The organism is Streptomyces sp. YIM 98790, from assembly GCF_011421595.1.
GTDB lineage: Bacteria > Actinomycetota > Actinomycetes > Streptomycetales > Streptomycetaceae > Streptomyces.
Genome location: NZ_WTLH01000027.1, coordinates 1 through 20,419, shown reverse-complemented (window position 1 = coordinate 20,419; position 20,419 = coordinate 1). Strand labels below are relative to the sequence as shown.

Below are 20,419 nucleotides of genomic sequence, written 5' to 3'. Positions count from 1 at the left end.
GGCCCGCCGGCCGGGGCCGTCGGCCGGGGCCGTCGGCCGGGGCCGTCGGCACCGGTCAGCGGGCACTTATGCGTTCCTTACATTCCGGACAAGGGGGGCGCCAAAGATCGCCTGGAAGGGCATGGGAAACTTTTCACATGATCGAGACCCGTGACCGGATCGCATCGCGTGCCCGGCGGCTGGCCGCCGCCCTCCCGGCGCTCGCGGCGGCGGTGGCGCTCGCCGCCTGCACCGGCCAGGGCGCCGGTCAGTCGGGCGGCGGCACCAACTTCGTCGAAGGCACCGGCGTGGTCACCACCTTCGCCCCCGAGGAACGGCCGGAGGCCCCCGACCTGACCGGCGAGTCGACCTACGGCGAGCCGCTGGCACTGGCCGACTACGCGGGCCAGATCGTGGTCCTCAACGTCTGGGGCTCCTGGTGCGCCCCCTGCCGGGCCGAGGCCCCGGGCCTGGCCGAGGTCGCCGAGGACACCGCCGACCAGGGCGTGCAGTTCCTCGGCATCAACACCCGCGACCTGGAGAAGGTCCGCGCCCAGCGCTTCGACGACACCTACGGCATCGCGTACCCGAGCTTCTACGACCCCAAGGGCAAGCTGATCCTGGAGTTCCCGGACGGCACCCTCTCCGCACAGGCCGGCATCCCCTCCACGCTGATCCTGGACCGGCAGGGGCGGATCGCGGTGCGCGCGCTCAAGCCGCTCACCGAGGAGGAGCTGCGCGCCGCCCTGGACCCGGTCATCGCCGAGAGCGACGCCGCAGCGGGCGCGGGCGCGGGCGCGGGCACGGGCACGGACACGGGCGCGGAAGGCTGAGCGGGCCGGACATGACGACCGACGCACTGGCGGCCTATGCCGACACCAACGAGACCGTCCTCACCGGGGCCCTGATACTGGCCCTCCCGGTGGCGGTGCTGGGCGGCCTGGTGTCGTTCTTCTCGCCGTGCGTGCTGCCGCTGGTGCCCGGCTACCTGTCGTACGTCACCGGGGTCGGCGGCGCCGATCTGGGCGCGGCCCGGCGCGGCCGGATGCTGGCCGGCTCCGGCCTGTTCGTGCTCGGCTTCTCGGTGGTCTTCGTCTCCGCCGGCGCTCTCTTCGGCAGCGTGGGGAACGTCTTCCAGGAACAGCGGGAGGTGCTGACCCGGATCTTCGGGGCGCTCACCATCGTGCTGGGCCTGGCCTTCATGGGGCTGCTGCGCCGCGTCGGCCAGCGGGAGTTCCGCTTCCACCACCGGCCTGCCGTCGGGCTGGCCGGGGCGCCCATGCTGGGCCTGGTCTTCGGCATCGGCTGGACGCCCTGCATCGGCCCCACCCTGACCGCCGTGAACGCCCTGGCGTTCAACGAGTCCACGGCCGGGCGCGGCGCCCTGATGGGTCTGGCCTACTGTCTGGGGCTGGGGCTGCCGTTCATCGTGGCGGCCGTGGCCTTCCGCCGGGCGCTGGGCGCCTTCGGCTGGATCAAGCAGCGCTACGCCCTGGTGATGCGGACCGGCGGAGTGATGCTGGTGGCCACCGGCCTGCTGCTGGTGACCGGCGCCTGGGACCGCATCGTCTACGAACTGACCTACTGGACCAGCACCTTCGAGGTGGCCGTATGAGCGGCGGGGACGACGCCACAGAGCAGCGGCAGACGGACGGCGACGCACCCGCCGTCCGGGAGGAGGAGGCGGCAGCGCCCGGCAGCGGCAGCTTCGGCGGTGCCCGCGCCCCCGGCCTGGTGGGCGGCGCGGCCTGGACCGCGCGGGAGCTGACCGGCTGGGCCCGCTGGTCCTGGCGCCAGCTGACCTCCATGCGGGTGGCACTGATCCTGCTGTTCCTGCTCGCCCTGGCCACCGTGCCCGGCTCGCTGATCCCGCAGCGGGACGCCAACCCGGTGCTGGTCGCGGAGTTCAAGGAGCGCCACGGCACGCTGGGCGGCCTCTACGACCGGTTCCAGCTGTTCGACGTCTACTCGTCGGTGTGGTTCTCCGCCGTCTACATCCTGCTGTTCGTCTCGCTGGCCGGCTGCATCGTGCCGCGCACCCTGCAGTTCGCGGACCAGCTGCGCGGCCGTCCGCCGCGCGCCCCGCGCCGGCTGACCCGGATGCCCGCCTACACCGCCTGGCGGACCGGGCAGGCCCCGGAAGGCGTGGTGGAGGCGGCGCACGGGCTGCTGCGCCGCAGGCGGTTCCGCACCTCCCCGGCCGCGGACGGCGGATCGGTCGCCGCCGAGAAGGGCTACCTGCGGGAGGCCGGCAATCTCCTGTTTCATGTGGCGCTGATCGTGATGCTGCTGGCCTTCGCGGCCGGCCAGCTCTACCGCAGCGAGGGCGGCAAGCTGGTGATGGTGGGCGGCGGCTTCGCCAACACCCTGATCCAGTACGACGACTTCCGTTCCGGGGCGCTGTTCGACGTGGACGGCCTGGAGCCGTTCCACTTCGACCTCGACGAGTTCCACGCCAGCTTCCACCGCGAGGGGCCGGACCTGGGCACCCCGATCGACTTCCGGGCCGAGGTGACCTACTGGCGGGCCGGGGACGACGACAACGAGGGCCGCAAAGCCACCATCCGGGTCAACCACCCGCTGACCATCGGCGACGCCAAGGTCTTCCTGATCGGCCACGGCTTCGCGCCCCTGGTCACCCTCCGGGACGGACAGGGCGAGGTCGCCTTCGCCGGGCCGGTGCCGTTCCTGCCGCAGGACAGCGCGCTCACCTCCTCCGGGGTGATCAAGGTGACCGACTACACCGGCCCGGACGGCGAGCGCGACCAGCTCGGCTTCCAGGGCTTCTTCAGCCCCACCTTCCGGCTGAACGCCGAACGCGGGCCGCACTCCTCGTTCCCGGACCCCGACGACCCGGTGCTCACCCTCACCGGCTACCACGGCAATCTGGGCCTGGACTCGGGCATCCCGCAGAACGTCTACCAGCTCAACACCCGCTGGATGGAGCAGTTCACCGACGACAGCGGCGAGCCGCTGCGGGTCAATCTGCGGCCGGGCGAGTCCTGGGAGCTGCCGGACGGCCGGGGGACGCTGACCTTCGAGGGGTACGAGCGCTGGGCCAGCTTCCAGATCTCCACCCCGGCCGCCAACGGGTGGGCGCTGACCGGCGCGGTGGGCGCGGTGCTGGGGCTGACCGCGTCGCTGCTCATCCAGCGGCGGCGGATCTGGGTGCGGGCGGTGCCCGACCCGGACGGGCCGCCCGGCAGCACGCTGGTGGAGATGGCCTCGCTGGGGCGGGCCGAGTCCGCGAAGATCCCGGAGGAACTGGCCGATCTCGCCGCCGCCCTCCAGGACCACGCCCCGCCCCTGCCCGAAGCCGGCCGGACCGGCACCGGCGAGGCCGAGGAGTCCGGGACCGCGGAGCCGACGCCGGAGCCGGAACAGGAGCCGGAACAGGAGCCGGAGCCGGAGCAGGAACCGGAGCAGGAACCGGAGCAGGAACCGGGAACCGCCGCCGGGCCGTCCGCCGAACCGTCCGCCGGACACCGAGAAGGAGCAATGCCGTGATCCTTGCCGCCGAGGCCGGGCTTGCCGATGTCGGCAAGCTGCTCGTCTACAGCGCGATGGCCGTCTACACCGTCGCGTTCCTCGCCTACATCGCCGAATGGACCTTCGGCAGCCGCAGCAAGGTGGCGCGCTCCGCCGCCGCGCTCGCCACCGCGCCGGAAGGCGGACCGGCCGCCGGGGCCGGGGAGCCGGGCGGCGGCGTGCGGGTCACGGTCCGGGCGGCCGGCGGCGGCACGCGCGAGCTGACCCGGCCCAAGGTGGTCACCCGCTCCGCCGCTCCGGGCCGGGACGGCATCCCGGACGGGCCGGGCGCGGCCGGCGGCGACGAGCGCGGCGACACCTACGGCCGGATCGCCGTCTCGCTCACCGTGCTGGCCTTCCTGCTGCACTTCGGCGGCGTGCTGCTGCGCGGCCTGGCCGTGCAGCGGGCCCCGTGGGCCAACATGTACGAGTTCTCCACCACCTTCTCCATGGTGGCGGTCGGCGGGTTCCTGGGCTTCCTGGCGGCCCGCCGGAACGTGCGGTGGCTGGGCCTGCCGCTGGTGACCACGGTACTGCTGGACCTCGGCCTGGCGGTGACCGTGCTCTACAGCGAAACCGACCAGCTGCCGCCCGCCCTCCAGTCCGTCTGGCTGTGGATCCACGTCTCGCTGGCGATCGTCTGCGGAGCCATGTTCTACCTGGGCATGGTGGCCACGGTGGCCTTCCTGCTGCGGGACCGGTACGAGGGCCGGCTGGCCGACGGCGGCACCCCCGGCCGGTTCGCCGCCTCGGTGCTGGAGCGGCTGCCGTCCTCGGTCTCGCTGGACAAGTTCGCCTACCGGATCAACGCGGTGGTCTTCCCGCTGTGGACGTTCACCATCATCGCCGGGGCGATCTGGGCGGAGAACGCCTGGGGCCGCTACTGGGGCTGGGACCCCAAGGAAGTGTGGTCGCTGATCACCTGGCTCGGCTATGCCTGCTACCTGCACGCCCGGGCCACCGCGGGCTGGCGCGGCCGCAAGGCGGCCTACCTGGCCATCGCCGCCTTCCTGTGCTTCCTGTTCAACTACTACGGCGTCAACATGTTCGTCGACGACAGCCTGCACAGCTACGCCGACGTGGACGGCTGACGACTGACGGCGCCTGACGGCGGGAGCGCCCTCCGGGCGCACCGCTCACACGGCACGGAGACACGGAGCGGGGCCGGCCCCCGCCCGGCGGGGGCCGGCCCCTTCTTGTCCGCGACCGTGAAGCGGCGCGGATCAGCTCTTGGGCGGGCGGGGCTCGTCGCCCGAGCCCCCGGTGCCGCCGCCGTCGTCGTCGTTGCGCGGCTCGTTGTGGCGCAGTTCCTCCTCGCGGCGGCGCAGGTCCTCCTCCCAGCTCTCCAGGAGCTCCCGGTCCTCCTCGGACTCCTTGGGACTCCGCCCGTCGTCCAGCGAGCGCAGGAACTCCGGGTTGTCGTCCGGCGCCACCCAGCGGGTCTGCCGCCCGCGGCCGATCCCGCCTCCGCCGCGCCCGGCCAGGCCGCCGCCCTCGCCGCCGGCGAACGTCCGCCGTCGCCCGGCCATGATCCAGGCCACCGGACCGATGATCCAGGCGAACACGATCAGCAGGATCCAGACGATCTTGGGCAGGTGCCGCACTTCGTCGTCCTTGGTGCTGATGCAGTCCACAAGGGCGTAGATGGCCAGTGCGAGCGGCACCAGGAACATCAGGACCCTGAGCATGTCGTCCCCCTGGGAGAGGCGGGCGGGGCCGCCGCGGCGGCCCCCTGACAAGGCCAAGGGTAATGCGTCCGGAATACTGTCGCGTATGGCATACGACGACCTCCGCGGACTGCTGCGGGCGCTGGAACGCGACGGGGATCTCAAGCGGGTCAAGGCGGAGGTCGATCCCCACCTGGAAATCGGCGAGATCACCGACCGGGTCAACAAGGCGGGCGGCCCGGCGCTGCTCTTCGAGAACGTCAAGGGCTCGGATCTGCCGCTGGCCATGAACGTCTACGGCACCGACCGGCGGCTGCTCAGGGCGCTCGGCCTCACCTCCTACGCCCAGCTCGGCGACCAGCTCTCCGGCCTGCTCAAACCGGAGCTGCCGCACGGTTTCACCGGTGTGCGGGAAGCCTTCGGCAAGCTCGGCGCCATGGCCCACGTACCGCCGAAGAAGGTCAGGAGCGGACCGGTCCAGGAGATCGTCCTCCAGGGCGACGAGGTGGATCTGGATGCGCTGCCCGCCCTGTTCACCTGGCCCGAGGACGGCGGCTCGTTCTTCAATCTCGGCCTGACCCACACCCGCGATCCCGGGACCGGGGTCCGCAATCTCGGCCTCTACCGGCTCCAGCGCCATGACAGCCGCACCATCGGCATGCACTGGCAGATCCACAAGGACAGCCGCAACCACTACCAGGTGGCGGCCCGGCGCGGCGAGAAGCTGCCGGTGGCCGTCGCCTTCGGCTGCCCCCCGGCCGTCACCTATGCCGCCACCGCCCCGCTCCCCGGCGACATCGACGAATACCTCTTCGCCGGCTTCGTGCAGGGCAAGCGGGTGGAGCTGGTGGACTGCCGGACCGTGCCGCTGCAGGTGCCGGCCCGCGCCGAAGTGGTGATCGAGGGCTGGCTGGAGCCGGGCCGGATGCTGCCCGAGGGCCCGTTCGGCGACCACACCGGCTTCTACACCCCGCAGGAGCCCTTCCCGGCGCTGACCATCGACTGCGTCACCATGCGGCGGGACCCGGTCTTCCAGTCCATCGTGGTGGGCAGGCCGCCCACCGAGGACGGGCCGCTGGGCCGGGCCACCGAGCGGTTCTTCCTGCCCCTGCTGAAGATCATCGTGCCGGACATCGTCGACTACCACCTGCCGGAGGCGGGCGGCTTCCACAACTGCGCCATCGTGTCGATCGACAAGAAGTACCCCAAGCACGCACAGAAGGTGATGTCGGCGATCTGGGGCGCACACATGATGTCGCTGACCAAGCTCATCATCGTGGTGGACGCGGACTGCGATGTGCACGATCTGCACGAAGTGGCCTGGCGGGCCCTGGGGAACACCGACTACGCGCGTGACCTGCTGCTCACCGAGGGGCCCGTGGACCATCTGGACCACGCCTCCTACCAGCAGTTCTGGGGCGGCAAGGCGGGCATCGACGCCACCGCCAAGTGGCCGGAGGAGGGCTACACCCGGGACGGCGGCTGGCCGCGGATGATCGTCTCCGATCCGCGGACCGCGGAGCAGGTCACCCGGCGCTGGAAGGAGTACGGACTGTGAGCACGTCCCCGGCCACGGACCGGCAGGGCGGCGGCGGGGCGGCACCGGGCGGGCGGCCCGGGCTGGTCCGGTCGTTCCTGCGGCTGGTGATGATCGAGCACTCCGTCTTCGCCCTGCCCTTCGCCTACATCGCCGCCCTGACCGCGATGCAGACGGAGGGCGGCGACCGCCCGGCCGGGCGGATCGACTGGTGGACGCTGCTGCTGGTCACCCTCGCCATGGTGGCGCTGCGCACCTTCGCCATGGCGGCCAACCGGATCATCGACCGGGAGATCGACGCCCGCAATCCGCGCACCGCGGGCCGGGAACTGGTCACCGGCGCGGTGTCGGTGCGCACCGCCTGGACCGGGGCGCTGATCGCGCTGGCCGCATTCTTCGCGGCGGCGGCGCTGCTCAACCCGCTGTGCCTGGTGCTCTCCCCGGCCGCGGCGGTGCCGATGGTGGTCTATCCGTACGGGAAGCGGTTCACCACCTATCCGCACGCGATCCTGGGGCTGGCGCAGGCCATCGGTCCGGTCGGGGCGTGGCTGGCGGTGACCGGGGCATGGTCCTGGCCGGCGGTGGTGCTGGGGCTGGCCGTGGGCATCTGGATCGGCGGCTTCGACCTGATCTTCGCCTGCCAGGACGTGGCGGCCGACCGGGCGCAGGGGGTGCGCTCGGTGCCGGCCCGGTTCGGGATCGCCCCGGCCCTGTACGGGGCGCGGGTCTGCCACGGCCTCACCCTGGCGCTGCTGGTGTGGTTCGCGCTGCTGACCGAGGCCGGCGGGTTCTTCTGGGCGGGCCTGGCGGTGGTCGCGGTGTCCTTCGGCTACGAGCACTCGCTGGTGCGGCCCGGTGACCTCAGCCGCCTGAACCGGGCGTTCTTCACGGTCAACGGCTTCGTCGGGATCAGCCTGTTCGTCTTCGCGCTGCTGGACCTGACCGTCCGGGGCCTCGGCGTCTAGCGCTCGTCCGGCCCGGGGCGGACGTTCCCGCCTGCGGGCCGTCCGCCGGGCGGGCCGGGCACCCCGGCCCGGTAGCCGGGGACGTCGGCCACGAAGTGGTCGAACTCGTTGTTCTGCACGCCGAGGACGAAGGCGTCCCACTTGGCGCGGGTGGTGGTGACGATCTTCTCCGGCTCGTCGGTCTGCCGGATGAACACCAGGTCGCCCTCGGCGGCCACCTCGAAGCAGTGCTCGTCGCTGCCGTCCTCGACCTCGGCCCGCACCCAGTCGAGCCGTTCGTAATCGATCTCCGCCGCCACTCTCGCCTCCTCCGGGTCACGGTGCGCACACGGTCCGCGACAGCGGCCGCCGGCGACCACCCTACCGGCCGTCCGCGGCGGGCCGCCGCGGACGGGGCGGGCGGGCCGGGCGGCCGGCCGGGACGGAAAGATTTCGTGTTGGTAACAAAAACCGCAGGTAAAGGGGTTTCCTTCAGAGGTCCGACCGTTGATGTGTTCGTCTTTCCGGCTCCTGCGGCAAGGAGATTTCCCGCCCTTTTACGGCGTTTTCCGTGCCGATTCCGAAGGGATTTCTTTCCGCTGTATGAAAGTTTCCGCAATGGGCATTGACTTATTTCCGGCGGTGCTCGATCGTGCTCGGCACTCGCTGATTGTCCAGCTCGCGGAAGGGGAGAACTGCGGTGGCACACGGGCACACCAGGTCGTTCCTCAGGCGCACTGCCGCCGCCACGGTCGCCGGGGGCATCGCGCTGACAATGGCCCAGGCGGGCAGCGCCGGTGCCGAGGCGCCCGGCGCCAAGGAGCGGAAGGACACCCTGGTCGTCGGCAAGGTCGGCCTGAACGACATCCCGCACCTGAATCCCCTGGACTCCGGATGGGTCATCCAGGGCGAAATCAACAATCTCATGTACGACCCGCTGATCCAGTGGGGACAGGAGGATTACGCCCCGACCGCGGCACTGGCCGAGCGCTGGGAGCACTCCGAGGACGGTCTCACCTGGACCTACTACATCGACCCCGATGCCACCTGGTCGGACGGCGAGCCGGTCACCGCGCAGGACGCCACGTTCACCTTCGAGCTGCTGCAGAACAACGAGGTGTTCCACGAGCGCCACGGCAGTCTGGTCGACAACATGGCCTCCATCGAGGCGGTGGACGACAAGACGCTGGTCATCACCGTGGAGGAGCCCTCCGCGCTGATGAACCACCTCAACAACACCATGATCATGCCGGAGCACGTCTGGAGCGGCATCGAGAATCCCGAGGAATACCTGGGCGAGCCCGGGCAGCCCACCAGCGGCGCCTTCCGGCTCACCGAGTACAGCCCCGGCGAACGCGTGGTGCTGACCGCCAACGAGAACTACTGGGCCGGCCCGGTCGCCTACGACGAACTGGTCTTCCAGAGCTACGAGACCACAGAGGCCGCCGTCCAGGCGCTGATCAGCGGCGAGATCGACCTGCTGGACCAGCTGAACCCGGAGCAGACCGCGGCGCTGGAGGCCGAGGACGGCATCAGCGTCAACATCCAGCCCAGCCGCCACTGGGACTCCATCGGCTTCAACGTCGGGGCCCGGACCCGGGACGGCACCCCGATGGGCGACGGCCACCCCGCGCTGACCGACCCCGCGGTCCGCCGGGCCATCCATCACGTGGTGGACAAGGAACGGCTGATCGAGGTGATCCACGGCGGCAACGCCACCCCGGGCGTGTCCATCGTGCCGCCGATCTTCACCGCCCACTTCTGGGACCCGGGCGAGGAGACCGTCGAGGTCAGCGCCGAACTGGGCAACCAGCTCCTGGACGAGGCCGGATACACCGAGCGCAACGGCGACGGGCTGCGTGTCGACCCGGAGAGCGGCGAACCGCTGTCGTTCCGCCTCTACTACCACTCCGACCGCCCCTCCTACGCCGACATCCAGGACTTCCTGGTCGACTGGGTGGCCGGACTGGGCATCGAGCTGCGGCCCGAGGCCATGGAGACCACCCCGCTCAACGAGCAGGTGGAGGCCGGGAACTTCGACATCGCCTTCGGGAACTGGAACTACGGCCCGGACCCGGACGAGGACTTCGCCTACCACACCTGCGACCGGCTGCCCGCCGAGCCCGAGCCCACCGACCTGACCTTCTCCTTCTACTGCAACGAGGAGTTCGACGCCCTCTTCCGGCAGCAGAAGCAGGAGCCGGACCTCGACGCCCGTGCCGGCGCGGTCCGGCAGATGCAGCAGATCCTCTACCGGGACACGCCGCAGATCATCTTCTTCTACGACTTCGCCATGGAGGCGTACTCCGACGAGTGGACCGGCTTCGGCATGATGCCCGCCTCCGGCGGCTCCATCTCCCGGCAGCAGGCCGCCTACGGCTACGAGCAGGCCACCCCGGTGGCCGCGGCGGAGGACGGCGAGGGCGGCGAGGCCGCCGGCGACTCCGACGACGACGGCGGCCCGGGCGCCGGGCTGGTCATCGCCGGCCTCGTGGCCGTCCTGCTGGTGGCCGGTGCCGTGGTGTGGACGCTGCGCCGCCGCAGGACCGCCGACGACCGCGAGTGACGCGATGGGACACCTTCCCGCCGCCACGGTTCCGGAGCCTCCGGGCGGAGGCTCCGGAACCCCCGGCGGCCCGGACACCCCCGGCAGCGGCGGCCCGGACCCGGCGGGAGACCGGCGCGGCGCACCGGGCGGCGGCTTCTGGCGCTACCTCGGCGCCCGGGTCTCCGGCGCCGCCGTCTCCCTGGTGCTGGTGCTGTTCAGCGCCTTCTTCATCTTCCGGGTGATCGGCGGCGACCCGGTCAAGGCCGTGGTCGGGGAGGCGCCCACCACGCCCGAGCAGCAGCAGGCCATCCGGGAACGGCTCGGCCTGGACGACCCCCTGGGCGTGCAGTTCTGGGACTACGTGACCAGCGTCCTCACCCTGGACTTCGGCACCTCCTACGTCTCCGGGGCGCAGGTGACCGACCTGCTGTGGTCCCGGCTGCCGGCCACCCTGCTGCTCACCGGCACCGCGCTGGTGCTGGCCGCCGGGCTCGGGGTGTGGATCGGCGCCCGGGCCGGCTGGCGGCAGGGCAGCCGCTTCGAGCGGAGCCAGGTCGGGATCGCCCTCACCCTGTGGTCCGCACCCACCTTCTGGCTGGGCATGATCGTCATCATCGTCTTCTCGGTGAAGCTGGGGCTCTTCCCGGTCAACGGCATGCACTCGGCGCGCGGTGTCGCCGACGGCTTCTGGCCGGAGGCGGTCGACGTGGCCCACCATCTGGTGCTGCCCGCCTGCACCATGGCCGCCGTCATCTACGCCCAGTACGTGCTGATCATGCGGTCCTCCATCCTGGAGGAGAAGGGCAACGACTATCTGACCGTGGCCCGCGCCAAGGGGCTGCGGGACGCGGTGGTGCGCCGCCGCCACGCGGTGCCCAACGCGCTGCTGCCCACCGTCACCCTGATCGCCCTCCAGTTCGGCGCGATCTTCAACGGTGCCCTGCTCACCGAGACCATCTTCAGCTGGCCCGGACTCGGCCTGCTCTTCTACCAGGCCATCAAGGGGCCGGACATCCCGCTGCTCCAGGTGCTGTTCCTCTTCTTCGCCGGAACGACCGTCCTGGCCAATCTGCTGGCCGACGTCCTCTACCGCTTCCTCGACCCCCGAGTGCGGAGCTCCGCATGACCGACACCACCGCAGTGCAGAAGGCACCCTCCGCCCGGGGCATCGTGTGGGCGCGGCGGCGGGCCGCACTGGCCGGATTCTGGCGGCTGTACCGCAGGCAGCGCGCGGGGCTGGCGGGCCTGGCGCTGCTGCTGGGCATCACCGCCGCCACCCTGCTCGCCCCGCTCTACACCGACCGGGACCATCTGCGCGCCTCCGCCGCGCCCGGCGGCCGGATGGAGCCGCCCGGCGGCGAGTTCTGGTTCGGCACCGACCAGGTCGGCCGCCCCGTCCTCACCCTGGTGGTGTGGGGCGCGCGGGTCTCGCTCCAGGTCGGGATCACCGCCGCCGTGCTGGCGGTGGTGCTGGGCACCCTGGTCGGCATGCTGGCCGCGCACTTCGGCGGCTGGGTCTCCTGGCTGCTGATGCGGCTCACCGACTGGTTCATCGTGCTGCCCAGTCTGGTGCTGGCGATCGCGCTGGTGATCGCGCTCGGCCCGAGCAAGACCACCATCATCGCGGCCATCGCCCTCACCTCCTGGGCGGGCACCGCCCGGCTGGTCCGCTCCCAGACCATGGCCATCGAGGGACGGCCCTATCTGGAACGCGCCCGCGCCCTGGGCGCCGGGCACTGGCACCAGATGACCCGCCATGTGCTGCCCCATCTGATGCCGCTGGTGCTGGCCAGCGCCACCCTGCAGGTGTCCTCCGCGATCCTGGCCGAAGCCTCGCTGTCCTTCCTCGGGCTGGGCGATCCGAGCGAGTTCTCCTGGGGAACCATCCTGGAGCGGGCCTTCGACGCCGGTGCCGTCTCGGCCGGCGCCTGGTGGTACATGCTGCCGCCCGGGCTGGCCATCCTGCTGGTGGTGCTGGCCTTCACGCTGTGCGGACGGGCCATCGAGGCGGTGCTCAACCCGCGGCTGCGGGGCTCCACCTGACGCCACCGCGCGCCCGCACCGCGCGCCCCCACCGCCCGTTCCCCCGGCATGCCCCGTACCGCACGCCCGCACCGCACACCCGCACCGCACAGCCGTACCGCCCAGCCGTACCGACCGTTGCCGTCCGCCCGCCCACCGGACCCGGGTGAGGAGAGACCCGCCGATGACCCCCGCACCACAGCGACAGCCCGTACTGGAAATCGACGATCTGCGGATCACCTACCGCGGCTCCCGAGGCGCGATCCCGGCCGTGCGCGGCGTCAGCCTCACCCTGGGGCCGGGCCAGACGCTGGGCCTGGCCGGGGAGTCCGGCTGCGGCAAGTCCACCGTGGCCGCGGCCGTGCTGCGGCTGCTGCCGCCGGGCACCGAGACCGCCGGGCGCATCCTGCTGGACGGCGAGGACACCCTCACCATGAACTGGGGGCGGCTGCGGGCGGTCCGCTGGGCCGGGGCGTCCATCGTCTTCCAGGGCGCCATGCACTCCCTCAACCCGGTGCAGCGCATCGTCCGGCAGATCGCCGAACCGATCGAACTGCACGAGGGCCTGGGCCGGGAGGCCGCACAGCGGCGGGCCGTGGAGCTGATGACCCGGGTCGGGCTGCCCGCCTGGCGGGCGCGCAGCCACCCGCACGAACTCTCCGGCGGGCAGCGCCAGCGGGTCATGATCGCCATGGCGCTGGCCTGCTCGCCCCGGCTCGTCATCGCCGACGAGGCCACCACCGCGCTGGACGTGATGATCCAGGCCCAGGTGCTCCGGCTGCTGGGGGACCTGGTGGCGGAGCGGGAGATCGCGCTCGTCATGATCAGCCACGACCTGTCGGTGCTGGCCGAGACCTGCGAACGGATCGCCGTGATGTACGCCGGGCGGATCGTGGAGCACGGCCCCTCGCGGGAGGTGTTCGCCGCCGCCCGGCACCCCTACACCGGGGCGCTGTCCGCCGCCTTCCCCACCGTCGGCGACCCGGCCGGGCGGCGCAATCCGCGCGGCCTCGCCGGTGATCCGCCCGACCCCGCGGCGCTGCCCTCCGGCTGCGCCTTCCATCCGCGCTGCCCGGTGGTGCTGGACGCCTGCCCGGCCACCGCCGTGGACCTGCGCCCGGTGCCCGGCCGCCACGGCTGGCAGGCCGCCTGTCTGCACGTGCCGGAGGCTTCACGCGCCCCCGTACCGGCCGCCGGAACCGCCCTGCCGACCGAGGGGGACGCATGACCCGCCCCACCACCGGCCCCGCACCCGACGGCACCGGCCGGGGCCGCACCGCACCGGCCGCAGGCCCCGCTCTGCTCAGTGCACGGGACCTGGCGGTGCGCTTTCCCGCGCCGGGCGGGCGGACCGCCCGGGCGGTGGACGGGGTCAACCTCGATCTGCACCCCGGCGAGATCCTGGCCCTGGCCGGGGAATCCGGCTGCGGCAAGACCACCGTGGCCCGGACCCTGCTCGGCCTGGAACGGCCCACCTCCGGCCGCGTGCTGTTCCAGGGCCGGCCGCTGGGCCGCCGCACCCGCGAACTCAAGGCGTACCGGCGGCAGGCACAGCTGGTGCTCCAGGACCCGACCGGGGCCCTCAACCCGCGCCACACCGTCTACGACGCGGTGGCCGAGGGACTGCGCATCCACGGCATCCACGACGCCGAGCGGGAGCGGGTGGCCGAGGCGCTGTCCCGGGCCGGACTGCGCCCGGCGGAGAAGTTCTTCCTGGCCTATCCCCACGAGCTGTCCGGCGGTCAGCGGCAGCGGGTGGTGATCGCCGGGGCCCTGGTGCTGCACCCGAAGCTGATCATCGCCGACGAGCCGGTGGCCTCCCTGGACGCCTCGGTGCGCGGCGAGATCCTGGCCCTGCTGCTGCGGCTGCGCGACGAGCTGGGCCTGTCGGCCGTGGTCGTCACCCACGATCTGGGCCTGGCCTGGAACATCGCCGACCGGATCGCCGTGATGTACCTGGGCCGGATCGTGGAGTACGGCACGGTGGAGGAGGTACTGACCCGGCCGCGCCACCCGTACACCAGGGCGCTGGTCTCGGTGCTGCCGGACAGTCCGCTGGGCGAGCCGCAGGTGCTGAGCGGCGAGCCCCCGGACGCCACGGCCGTGCCCGGCGGCTGCCGCTTCCATCCCCGCTGCCCGGCCCTGGCCCGCGGGCAGGCAGAGGCGGCCGGGGTGGCCGGTGCCTGCCGGGCCGCCCCGCTGCCCGTGCTGCCGCCCGGGGTGCCGGGCGCGGCCTGCCACCTGGCCGCCGCCAGCGGCGAGGCCGCGGTCGGCGACGGCCGCCGGAAGCTCCCCTAGACCGGCCGGACCGCCCAGACCACCATGCGGCCGGAGGAAGCGGTTCAGCCGGAGCGGTTCAGCCGGAGCGGTTCGGTCGGAGCGGTTCAGTCGACGAAGACGCTGGCGCCGCGGGTGTGCTGGGCGGCGCCGGGTGCCAGCATGGCAAGCACCGGTCCCTGGCATTCGGGCAGCAGAAAGACCACGGCCAGTTCGTCCGTCCGGTTGGTGACGTGCATCATCCCCTTGTGGGGTTTGGCGGTGTAACAGCCGTCGACGTCGTGATGCACCTGGTGGTGGTTGAGGATCAGGGTGTCCTCGACAGCGTGCGCCGGGGGCGGCGCGGCCAGCAGCAGCAGGGCGGCGGCCAGCGGCGTGCCGACAAGGGCGGCGGCCCGGCGCAGCCCGGTCCGGAAGGGCTCCGCCCGGCGGCGGTGGGATGCGTACATGGTGGTCTCCTCGCCTCGGGCACCTTCCGCCGGTCCGGCACGAAAGGTGCTCGATTGATCACGAGAAGTAATCATCCGGGGCAGGGCGCGACCCCGCAACCACAGCAGTCGAACATCACTCCGACGAGTGAATATCCGTGCGAATCACTCATCCGCGCCTGGCGGCGCGAGCCACGCGCCGGGCTCCCAGCCGGGCCGGCGGCACCAGCCGCAGCCCGTGCCCCCGGCCGCGTGACTCCACCCGCCACTGCACGCTGACGCAGGTCCGCCACCAGTACACGAACCGCTCTTCCTCGTCCCAGTCCTCCGGCCACACCGGTGAGGCGTCCGGTCCGGCGTCCGCCCGGCAGTCCCGCAGCACCTGCGTCACCGCCGCCGGGTCGATCATGATCTCCGGCGCGGCGCGCGGACGCCGCCGCCCCTCGAAGAGCGTCACCAGTTCGTTCAGCAACTGACGAGCCGTCACCGGATGCCCGTCCCCGGCCACCGGCCGGGTCCCGGCCGGCAGCGCCACCCCGGACGGCGCGTCCGTGCGGAACACCAGCACCGCCCGCTGCCGGGGCCGCGGCAGCACCGCGTACTGCCAGGCCGCGCGCCGCGCCGCCGCCCGGGACAGCCGCATCCGCTCCACCGCCCGGCCCCGCTCCCGCTGCCAGGCGGCACGGGCCGTGGCCGCCTCCCGCAGCCGGCGTTCGATCTCACGCTGCACCGGCAGATAAGCCTCCCGGGCCTCCAGCACGCCCTGCCGGTAGCGGTGTTCGGCCAGCCGCAGCAGCAGCCGCCCCAGGAAGGGCACCCGGGACCGCCAGTGGCGGCGCGTCACCGACTGGAGCAGATACCGCTCCCACTCCTCGTCCTCCCGGAACCGCCGGGCGGCGTTCTCCCAGCGGCGGACCTCGGGCCCGAGGGCGGGCAGCACCGACTCGTACGGCTCCTCCTGCGGCTGCGGCGCCGGGACCTCCAGCAACTCGTGCCACTGCACCGGGCCGCCGGGCGGCGCGCTCAGCCACGCGGCCGCCGGATGCGGGGCGTCCCAGGAACGCAGCGGGCGGTCACGGGCCGCCCAGCGCAGTGAGTAGGGGTCCGCGGGCCCCGGATCGTCCCCCGGCCGCACCGTCCTGACGGCATACCAGCGGTACGGCGCGGCGAGAAAGACATCGCGCCGTTCCCCGGCAGCCAGGTTGTGCGTGCGGTCGGCCATGGGACTCCTCCTTGGCGGGAGGCGGCGTGCACCCAGTCTGCCCGAACCCGTGCTCAGACGGGCAGGTGGCCAGGACGCCTCGTAGCCGAACGTATGCGGAAACGGCCGCCGTCCGGCCCCGGCCCGGCGCCCGCACTGAACTGCTTGTCCATGTGGCGGCCGTCAGCCATCCGTACGGCCCCCGCAGTCCTCAACACCGGCGGACAACGGTTCCATTTCCGCAAACCGCCCGAAACTCGCCTTGTTCCCGGCCGCCCGGCCCTCCGGCCGCCCGGCCCTCCGGCCGCCCGGCCGTCAGCGCCGTACGCAGGTGTACGTACCGTAGATCCGGTCCTGGAACTCCGCCTCCAGCACCGTGAACCCCGCCGCGGCCAGCATGGGTTCGAACAGCCATCGGAAAGTGCTGAACTCCGTGCGCAGATGCTCCGCGTAATCCTGGCGCGTGTACCCCGCGGCGGGGTCCTCCACGGCCCCGGCCATCCACCCCTCCAGCACCTCCGGCGCCTCCTGCGGCCCGAAGTCGAAGATCAGGTCGCGCAGCCGCAGCACACCGCCGGGCCGCAGCAGGGCGGCGATCCGGCGCAGCGCCAGCGCCTTCCAGAAATCCGGCAGCTGATGCAGCGCATGCCGGGTGTACACCGCGTCCGCCGCCGGGCCGCCGTGGCGGTAGCTCAGGAACCCCGCCCGCACGACCGAGAGATTGCCCAGGCCCGAGGCCGCGGCCCGCTCCCGCACCAGCTCCGCCATGGCGGGCGACACGTCCACGGCCGTGACCCTCCCGAACTCCCGGGCCGCCGCGAGCGCGAACCGCCCGGTCCCGGCACCCAGATCCACCACGTGCGACGACCCGTCCAGTCCGTGCGCGCGGAGCACCGCCAGATCCGGCCCCGGGCCGGGCCACCCCTGCTTCCGGTCGAACCCGGCGACGAAACCGGCATCCAGATGCTCCGGCCCGGCATGCGCCTGCTCGTCCACCACCCAGTCGCTGTCCTCCCAGCTCACCATCCCCCCACCCTCCCCGGGACCCGGCCGGTCCCGCCACCGCATTTCCCCGCCGGGGTCGGGGCAAGGCCGTTGGACGGCCGAGACGTTGTGGCAGGCTAGGTGCCGGACCGGGGCAGAGCAGCGGGGAGGCACGGGGAGATGGCGCGGACGCAGGCGTACAGACGCATCCGCCGGGCGGCGGTCGCGCTGCTGCTCGGCGCGGCCGTCACGGCCTGCGCCGGCGGCCCCGCCGCCGACCGCGCATCCGACACCCCCACCTCCCCCCCCACCGAAACCACCACCACCCCACCCCCCACCGACGCCCCGTCTCCCGGATCCGGAACCGAGGGTGACAGCCCTGCCCGGGAACCCACCGAGCACGACCTCGAACCAGCCGCCCCCACTGGCACCGCGACCGTCACCGAAGAGCACCCGCTGACCGGCATCACCGACCCTTGGGGACTGGCCGTTCTGCCCGCAAGCGGGGATCTGCTGGTGGGCAGCCGCACCACGGGTGTCATCTACCGTGTGGCCAAGGACACGGGCGATATCACCGAGGTCGGGACGGCTGCTTCCCATGCGGTGGGGGAGGGCGGCCTGCTCGGCCTGGCGGCTGCGGACAAGACGTACTTCTTCGCTTACTACACCACAACATCCGAGAGCCGAGTGGTTCGCTCCGCCTACCAAACCGACAAACCTGAAGGCCAGCAGATGGAGACCTCGGGCCGGTTGACCGGACTGCCTTGGGGTGACACGCGAGTTGGTGGGGCTCTGCTCCTCACTCCGGACGGCAGCCTCTACGCCGGTGTGGGAGACCTGGGAGGAACGTCCTCGACTGCCCAGAGCGATTCGCCGGCCGGAGACATCCTCAAGGCTCCCGAGGTCCTCGGGGCCTCCTGGAATCCCCAGTTGCCCGATATGGAGGTGTATTCGGGTGCGCAGGGCAGCGTCGAAGGACTGGCTCTCGATGCGAATGGCCGCGTCTGGGCAGTCGGCCGAGGAGAGGAGGACTCGGCCGTGCTCGCCCTGGCCGACTCGGACCAACCACTCCATGTTTGGACGGACGGCGCAGCCCCGACGGGCCTCGCCTATACACCTCAGCGCTGCCTCTGGGTCTCCACGGCAGATGGAATCCTGTGGCGGGTGCCATTGGACGGCACGGAACTTGTGATTGACCCGCGACCGGCGGTCGATGTGGTAAATGGACCACCACGAGAGCTGAGTGGCCGGTACAGCAGCCTTCGGTCGCCTACATCGGCAGGCGAGGATGCGCTGTGGGTTCTAGCCACAGGTGATGAAGGTGCAGCCTTGCTGAAGTTGTCGGTCAGCTAAATCGCCATCCCATAGACGATGGTGAAAAGAGTGCCGAGTGAACCGATGATGAAGACACCGGTGAGCCCGGCCACGATGAGGCCTTTGCCCTGCTCCGCGCTGAAGCTGTCATGAAGTGCTGTTGCGCCGATTCGCTGCTTGGCGGCGCCCCAGATGGCGATTGCCAGGCAGATGATGATCGCCAAAGCCATGATGACCTGCACCAACGTGCGGGCCTCGCTGCCAAGCGACGCAAAAGGGCCCCAATCGGGCGCGATACCACCGATGATCTCGGTGATGTCGGCTTCCTCAGCTGCCAGATACATCCGCGTTCACCGCCTCCCGCAGTGCTGCCTCACTCGGATTGTGCCACGGCCGGCAGACATGTGTGACGGGCCGCCAGAGTCGGCAGCGTCCGCGGAGGAGCCATGGTTCTGGTGAGCACTGTTTCCGGCATGCCGGACTCATGAAGGCACGGGACCTCCCCGGCTCCGGCCGGCGGGGCGATGTCAGCCCGGTGCGGGAGAGGCGCCCAGCCCGCCGCAACGCGATCGGGGGCGGACAACGGCGGGGGGATCGGGCATGGTTGTGGGTATGCGCAAGGGGTTGGCGGCGGCCGGGATCGGGCTGGGAGGGCTGGCGCTGTTCATGGCGCTGCTGATCGTCGGCGTGTACAGCGCGGCGGCCGGACTGGGCGGCGGCGGGGGCGGCAAGGGCAGCGGGCAGCTCGCCGAGAACACCGTGCCCGCCCGCTACGCCGGTCTGGTGCAGCGGTGGGGCAACCTCTGCGAGACGCTCTCGCCGGCGTTGCTGGCCGCCCAGCTCAACCAGGAGAGCGGCTGGAATCCCCGTGCCCAGAGCCCGGCCGAGGCGCAGGGCATAGCGCAGTTCATCCCCGGCACCTGGGCGGTGCACGGCCTGGACGCCAACGGCGACGGCGTGGCCGATGTCTGGGACCCGGAGGACGCGATCCCGTCCGCGGCGTCGTACGACTGCTCGCTGGCGTCCTATGTGAAGGACGTGCCCGGTGATCCGGTGGACAACATGCTGGCGGCGTACAACGCCGGCCCCTATGCGGTGATCAGGTACCAGGGCGTGCCGCCCTACGAGGAGACCCGCAACTACGTGCGGATCATCCGTGCCGCCGAGGAGAGCTTCACCGCCCGCACCGGGCCCGGCGACGGAGGCGACCGGCTGCCGCCGCTCCGGGCCGCCGCCGGTGCGGTGAATTTCGCCCAGGAGCACCTGGGCAAGCCCTATCTCTGGGGCGGTGAGGGCACCCCCGAGGACGACGGCCGCTTCGACTGTTCGGGCCTGACCCAGGCCGCCTACGCGAGTGTCGGCATCGAGATCCCCCGGGTGGCCAACGACCAGTGGAACGCCGGGCCGCATCCCTCCCGGGACGAACTGCTCCCGGGGGATCTGGTCTTCTTCGCCACCGACCTCGGCGACTCCCGCTCCATCCACCACGTCGGTCTGTACGTGGGCGGCGGCTACATGATCAATGCGCCCTATACCGGTGCGGTCATCCGCTTCGACCCGATCGACGGGGCCGATTACTTCGGTGCCACCCGGCCTGTCGCAGAGTGACGCTACTATCGCTCTGAGTGATCGCATCGAGGTGGTGCATCTCTCTTGCGTAACGCCTGGGCTCCATGTGGGCCGCGGTGGGATGCGCTCTGTTCGGCGGTGCGTTCTCTGGTTTCTACTGGAGGGAGCGATTCCGCTCCCGGCGGCACAAGCACAAGGCACAAGCACGAGGGAGGAGTACGCGGATGACCGTGGTGGCCGGCTCCGACGCCGACGTGCTCCGCAGTGTCAGCGGCCTGGCGGACGGGCTGCCCGGCTGGGTCCAGCCGGTGCTGTCCGCGCTGACCGGCTTCGCTCTCTTCCCGGCGCTGCTGCTGCTCTGCGTGCTGGCCGTGCGCCGCGCGCTGCGGTCGGGCGCCGCCGGGGCCGCGCCGGCGCCGGC

Annotated in this window: 20 protein-coding genes; 14 read left to right on the top strand and 6 right to left on the bottom strand. The window is 72.1% G+C overall.

Annotation, left to right across the window (positions count from 1 at the left end; all coding sequences use genetic code 11):
• Positions 1-137 precede the first annotated feature (137 nt).
• From GQS09_RS07405 to ccsB, 4 genes are read left to right on the top strand one after another with little or no spacing between them, the layout of a single operon-like run.
• A complete protein-coding gene (locus tag GQS09_RS07405) occupies positions 138-812 on the top strand; it encodes a TlpA disulfide reductase family protein (RefSeq protein WP_165985188.1) in 675 nt (224 codons plus the stop codon).
• A gap of 11 nt (positions 813-823) precedes the next feature.
• Positions 824-1,594, top strand: coding sequence for a cytochrome c biogenesis CcdA family protein (locus tag GQS09_RS07400; RefSeq protein WP_165985187.1), 771 nt, complete (start codon positions 824-826; stop codon positions 1,592-1,594).
• Positions 1,591-3,486 carry a cytochrome c biogenesis protein ResB gene (locus GQS09_RS07395; protein WP_165985186.1) on the top strand — a complete coding sequence of 632 codons (1,896 nt, stop codon included), beginning with the start codon at positions 1,591-1,593 and terminating at the stop codon, positions 3,484-3,486. Before GQS09_RS07400 ends, GQS09_RS07395 begins: the two co-directional genes overlap by 4 nt.
• A 56-nt stretch (positions 3,487-3,542) precedes the next feature.
• Complete coding sequence (gene ccsB / locus GQS09_RS07390; RefSeq protein ID WP_165985207.1) at positions 3,543-4,598, top strand: c-type cytochrome biogenesis protein CcsB; 1,056 nt, start codon at positions 3,543-3,545, stop codon at positions 4,596-4,598.
• A 132-nt stretch (positions 4,599-4,730) separates the two neighbouring features.
• Here the strand turns inward: ccsB and GQS09_RS07385 are convergent, their stop codons facing one another.
• Positions 4,731-5,195: a PLD nuclease N-terminal domain-containing protein gene (locus GQS09_RS07385; protein ID WP_165985185.1), complete on the bottom strand. Its 465-nt coding sequence runs from the start codon at positions 5,193-5,195 to the stop codon at positions 4,731-4,733.
• An 85-nt stretch (positions 5,196-5,280) separates the two neighbouring features.
• Between GQS09_RS07385 and GQS09_RS07380 the strand changes: the two genes are divergently transcribed.
• A complete protein-coding gene (locus tag GQS09_RS07380) occupies positions 5,281-6,732 on the top strand; it encodes a menaquinone biosynthesis decarboxylase (protein ID WP_165985184.1) in 1,452 nt (483 codons plus the stop codon).
• 62 nt (positions 6,733-6,794) lie between these two features.
• Positions 6,795-7,676, top strand: a complete 882-nt coding sequence (gene mqnP, locus GQS09_RS07375; RefSeq protein ID WP_243761199.1) for a menaquinone biosynthesis prenyltransferase MqnP — start codon at positions 6,795-6,797, stop codon at positions 7,674-7,676.
• Here the strand turns inward: mqnP and GQS09_RS28555 are convergent.
• On the bottom strand, positions 7,673-7,975 hold the full coding sequence (locus GQS09_RS28555) for a DUF397 domain-containing protein (protein WP_313896031.1): 303 nt from the start codon (positions 7,973-7,975) through the stop codon (positions 7,673-7,675). The genes mqnP and GQS09_RS28555 overlap by 4 nt on opposite strands.
• A gap of 380 nt (positions 7,976-8,355) precedes the next feature.
• Between GQS09_RS28555 and GQS09_RS07365 the strand changes: the two genes are divergently transcribed.
• The 5 genes from GQS09_RS07365 (at position 8,356) to GQS09_RS07345 (ending at position 14,523) form a co-directional block, all read left to right on the top strand.
• Positions 8,356-10,221, top strand: a complete 1,866-nt coding sequence (locus GQS09_RS07365; protein WP_165985183.1) for an ABC transporter substrate-binding protein — start codon at positions 8,356-8,358, stop codon at positions 10,219-10,221.
• Between the two features lie 4 nt (positions 10,222-10,225).
• Entirely contained in the window at positions 10,226-11,329 is a 1,104-nt protein-coding gene (locus GQS09_RS07360) for an ABC transporter permease (RefSeq protein WP_165985182.1), read from the top strand.
• Positions 11,326-12,246 (top strand): ABC transporter permease, encoded by a 921-nt coding sequence (locus GQS09_RS07355; RefSeq protein ID WP_165985181.1) that lies wholly within the window; start codon positions 11,326-11,328, stop codon positions 12,244-12,246. Before GQS09_RS07360 ends, GQS09_RS07355 begins: the two co-directional genes overlap by 4 nt.
• 163 nt (positions 12,247-12,409) lie before the next feature.
• Positions 12,410-13,453 (top strand): ABC transporter ATP-binding protein, encoded by a 1,044-nt coding sequence (locus GQS09_RS07350; protein WP_165985180.1) that lies wholly within the window; start codon positions 12,410-12,412, stop codon positions 13,451-13,453.
• Positions 13,450-14,523 (top strand): ABC transporter ATP-binding protein, encoded by a 1,074-nt coding sequence (locus tag GQS09_RS07345; RefSeq protein ID WP_165985179.1) that lies wholly within the window; start codon positions 13,450-13,452, stop codon positions 14,521-14,523. The genes GQS09_RS07350 and GQS09_RS07345 overlap by 4 nt, the downstream gene beginning before the upstream one ends.
• A gap of 86 nt (positions 14,524-14,609) precedes the next feature.
• Here the strand turns inward: GQS09_RS07345 and GQS09_RS07340 are convergent, their stop codons facing one another.
• The 3 genes from GQS09_RS07340 to GQS09_RS07330 form a co-directional block, all read right to left on the bottom strand.
• Positions 14,610-14,951, bottom strand: coding sequence for a hypothetical protein (locus GQS09_RS07340; RefSeq protein ID WP_165985178.1), 342 nt, complete (start codon positions 14,949-14,951; stop codon positions 14,610-14,612).
• Positions 14,952-15,099: 148 nt separating this feature from the next.
• Positions 15,100-16,152 carry a hypothetical protein gene (locus tag GQS09_RS07335; protein WP_165985177.1) on the bottom strand — a complete coding sequence of 351 codons (1,053 nt, stop codon included), beginning with the start codon at positions 16,150-16,152 and terminating at the stop codon, positions 15,100-15,102.
• A 294-nt stretch (positions 16,153-16,446) separates the two neighbouring features.
• Complete coding sequence (locus GQS09_RS07330) at positions 16,447-17,157, bottom strand: class I SAM-dependent methyltransferase (RefSeq protein WP_165985176.1); 711 nt, start codon at positions 17,155-17,157, stop codon at positions 16,447-16,449.
• Positions 17,158-17,295: 138 nt separating this feature from the next.
• Between GQS09_RS07330 and GQS09_RS07325 the strand changes: the two genes are divergently transcribed.
• Positions 17,296-18,468, top strand: a complete 1,173-nt coding sequence (locus GQS09_RS07325; RefSeq protein WP_165985175.1) for a sorbosone dehydrogenase family protein — start codon at positions 17,296-17,298, stop codon at positions 18,466-18,468.
• Here the strand turns inward: GQS09_RS07325 and GQS09_RS07320 are convergent.
• Positions 18,465-18,773, bottom strand: coding sequence for a hypothetical protein (locus tag GQS09_RS07320; protein WP_165985174.1), 309 nt, complete (start codon positions 18,771-18,773; stop codon positions 18,465-18,467). The two genes, GQS09_RS07325 and GQS09_RS07320, sit on opposite strands and share 4 nt — an antisense overlap.
• A 268-nt stretch (positions 18,774-19,041) precedes the next feature.
• Here GQS09_RS07320 and GQS09_RS07315 point away from each other — a divergent pair, with 268 nt between their 5' ends.
• Together GQS09_RS07315 and GQS09_RS07310 are read left to right on the top strand one after the other, a co-directional pair.
• Entirely contained in the window at positions 19,042-20,037 is a 996-nt protein-coding gene (locus GQS09_RS07315; RefSeq protein WP_165985173.1) for a bifunctional lytic transglycosylase/C40 family peptidase, read from the top strand.
• A 185-nt stretch (positions 20,038-20,222) separates the two neighbouring features.
• Positions 20,223-20,419 (top strand): hypothetical protein (locus tag GQS09_RS07310; RefSeq protein ID WP_165985172.1); only part of this gene is annotated, 197 nt, incomplete at its 3' end.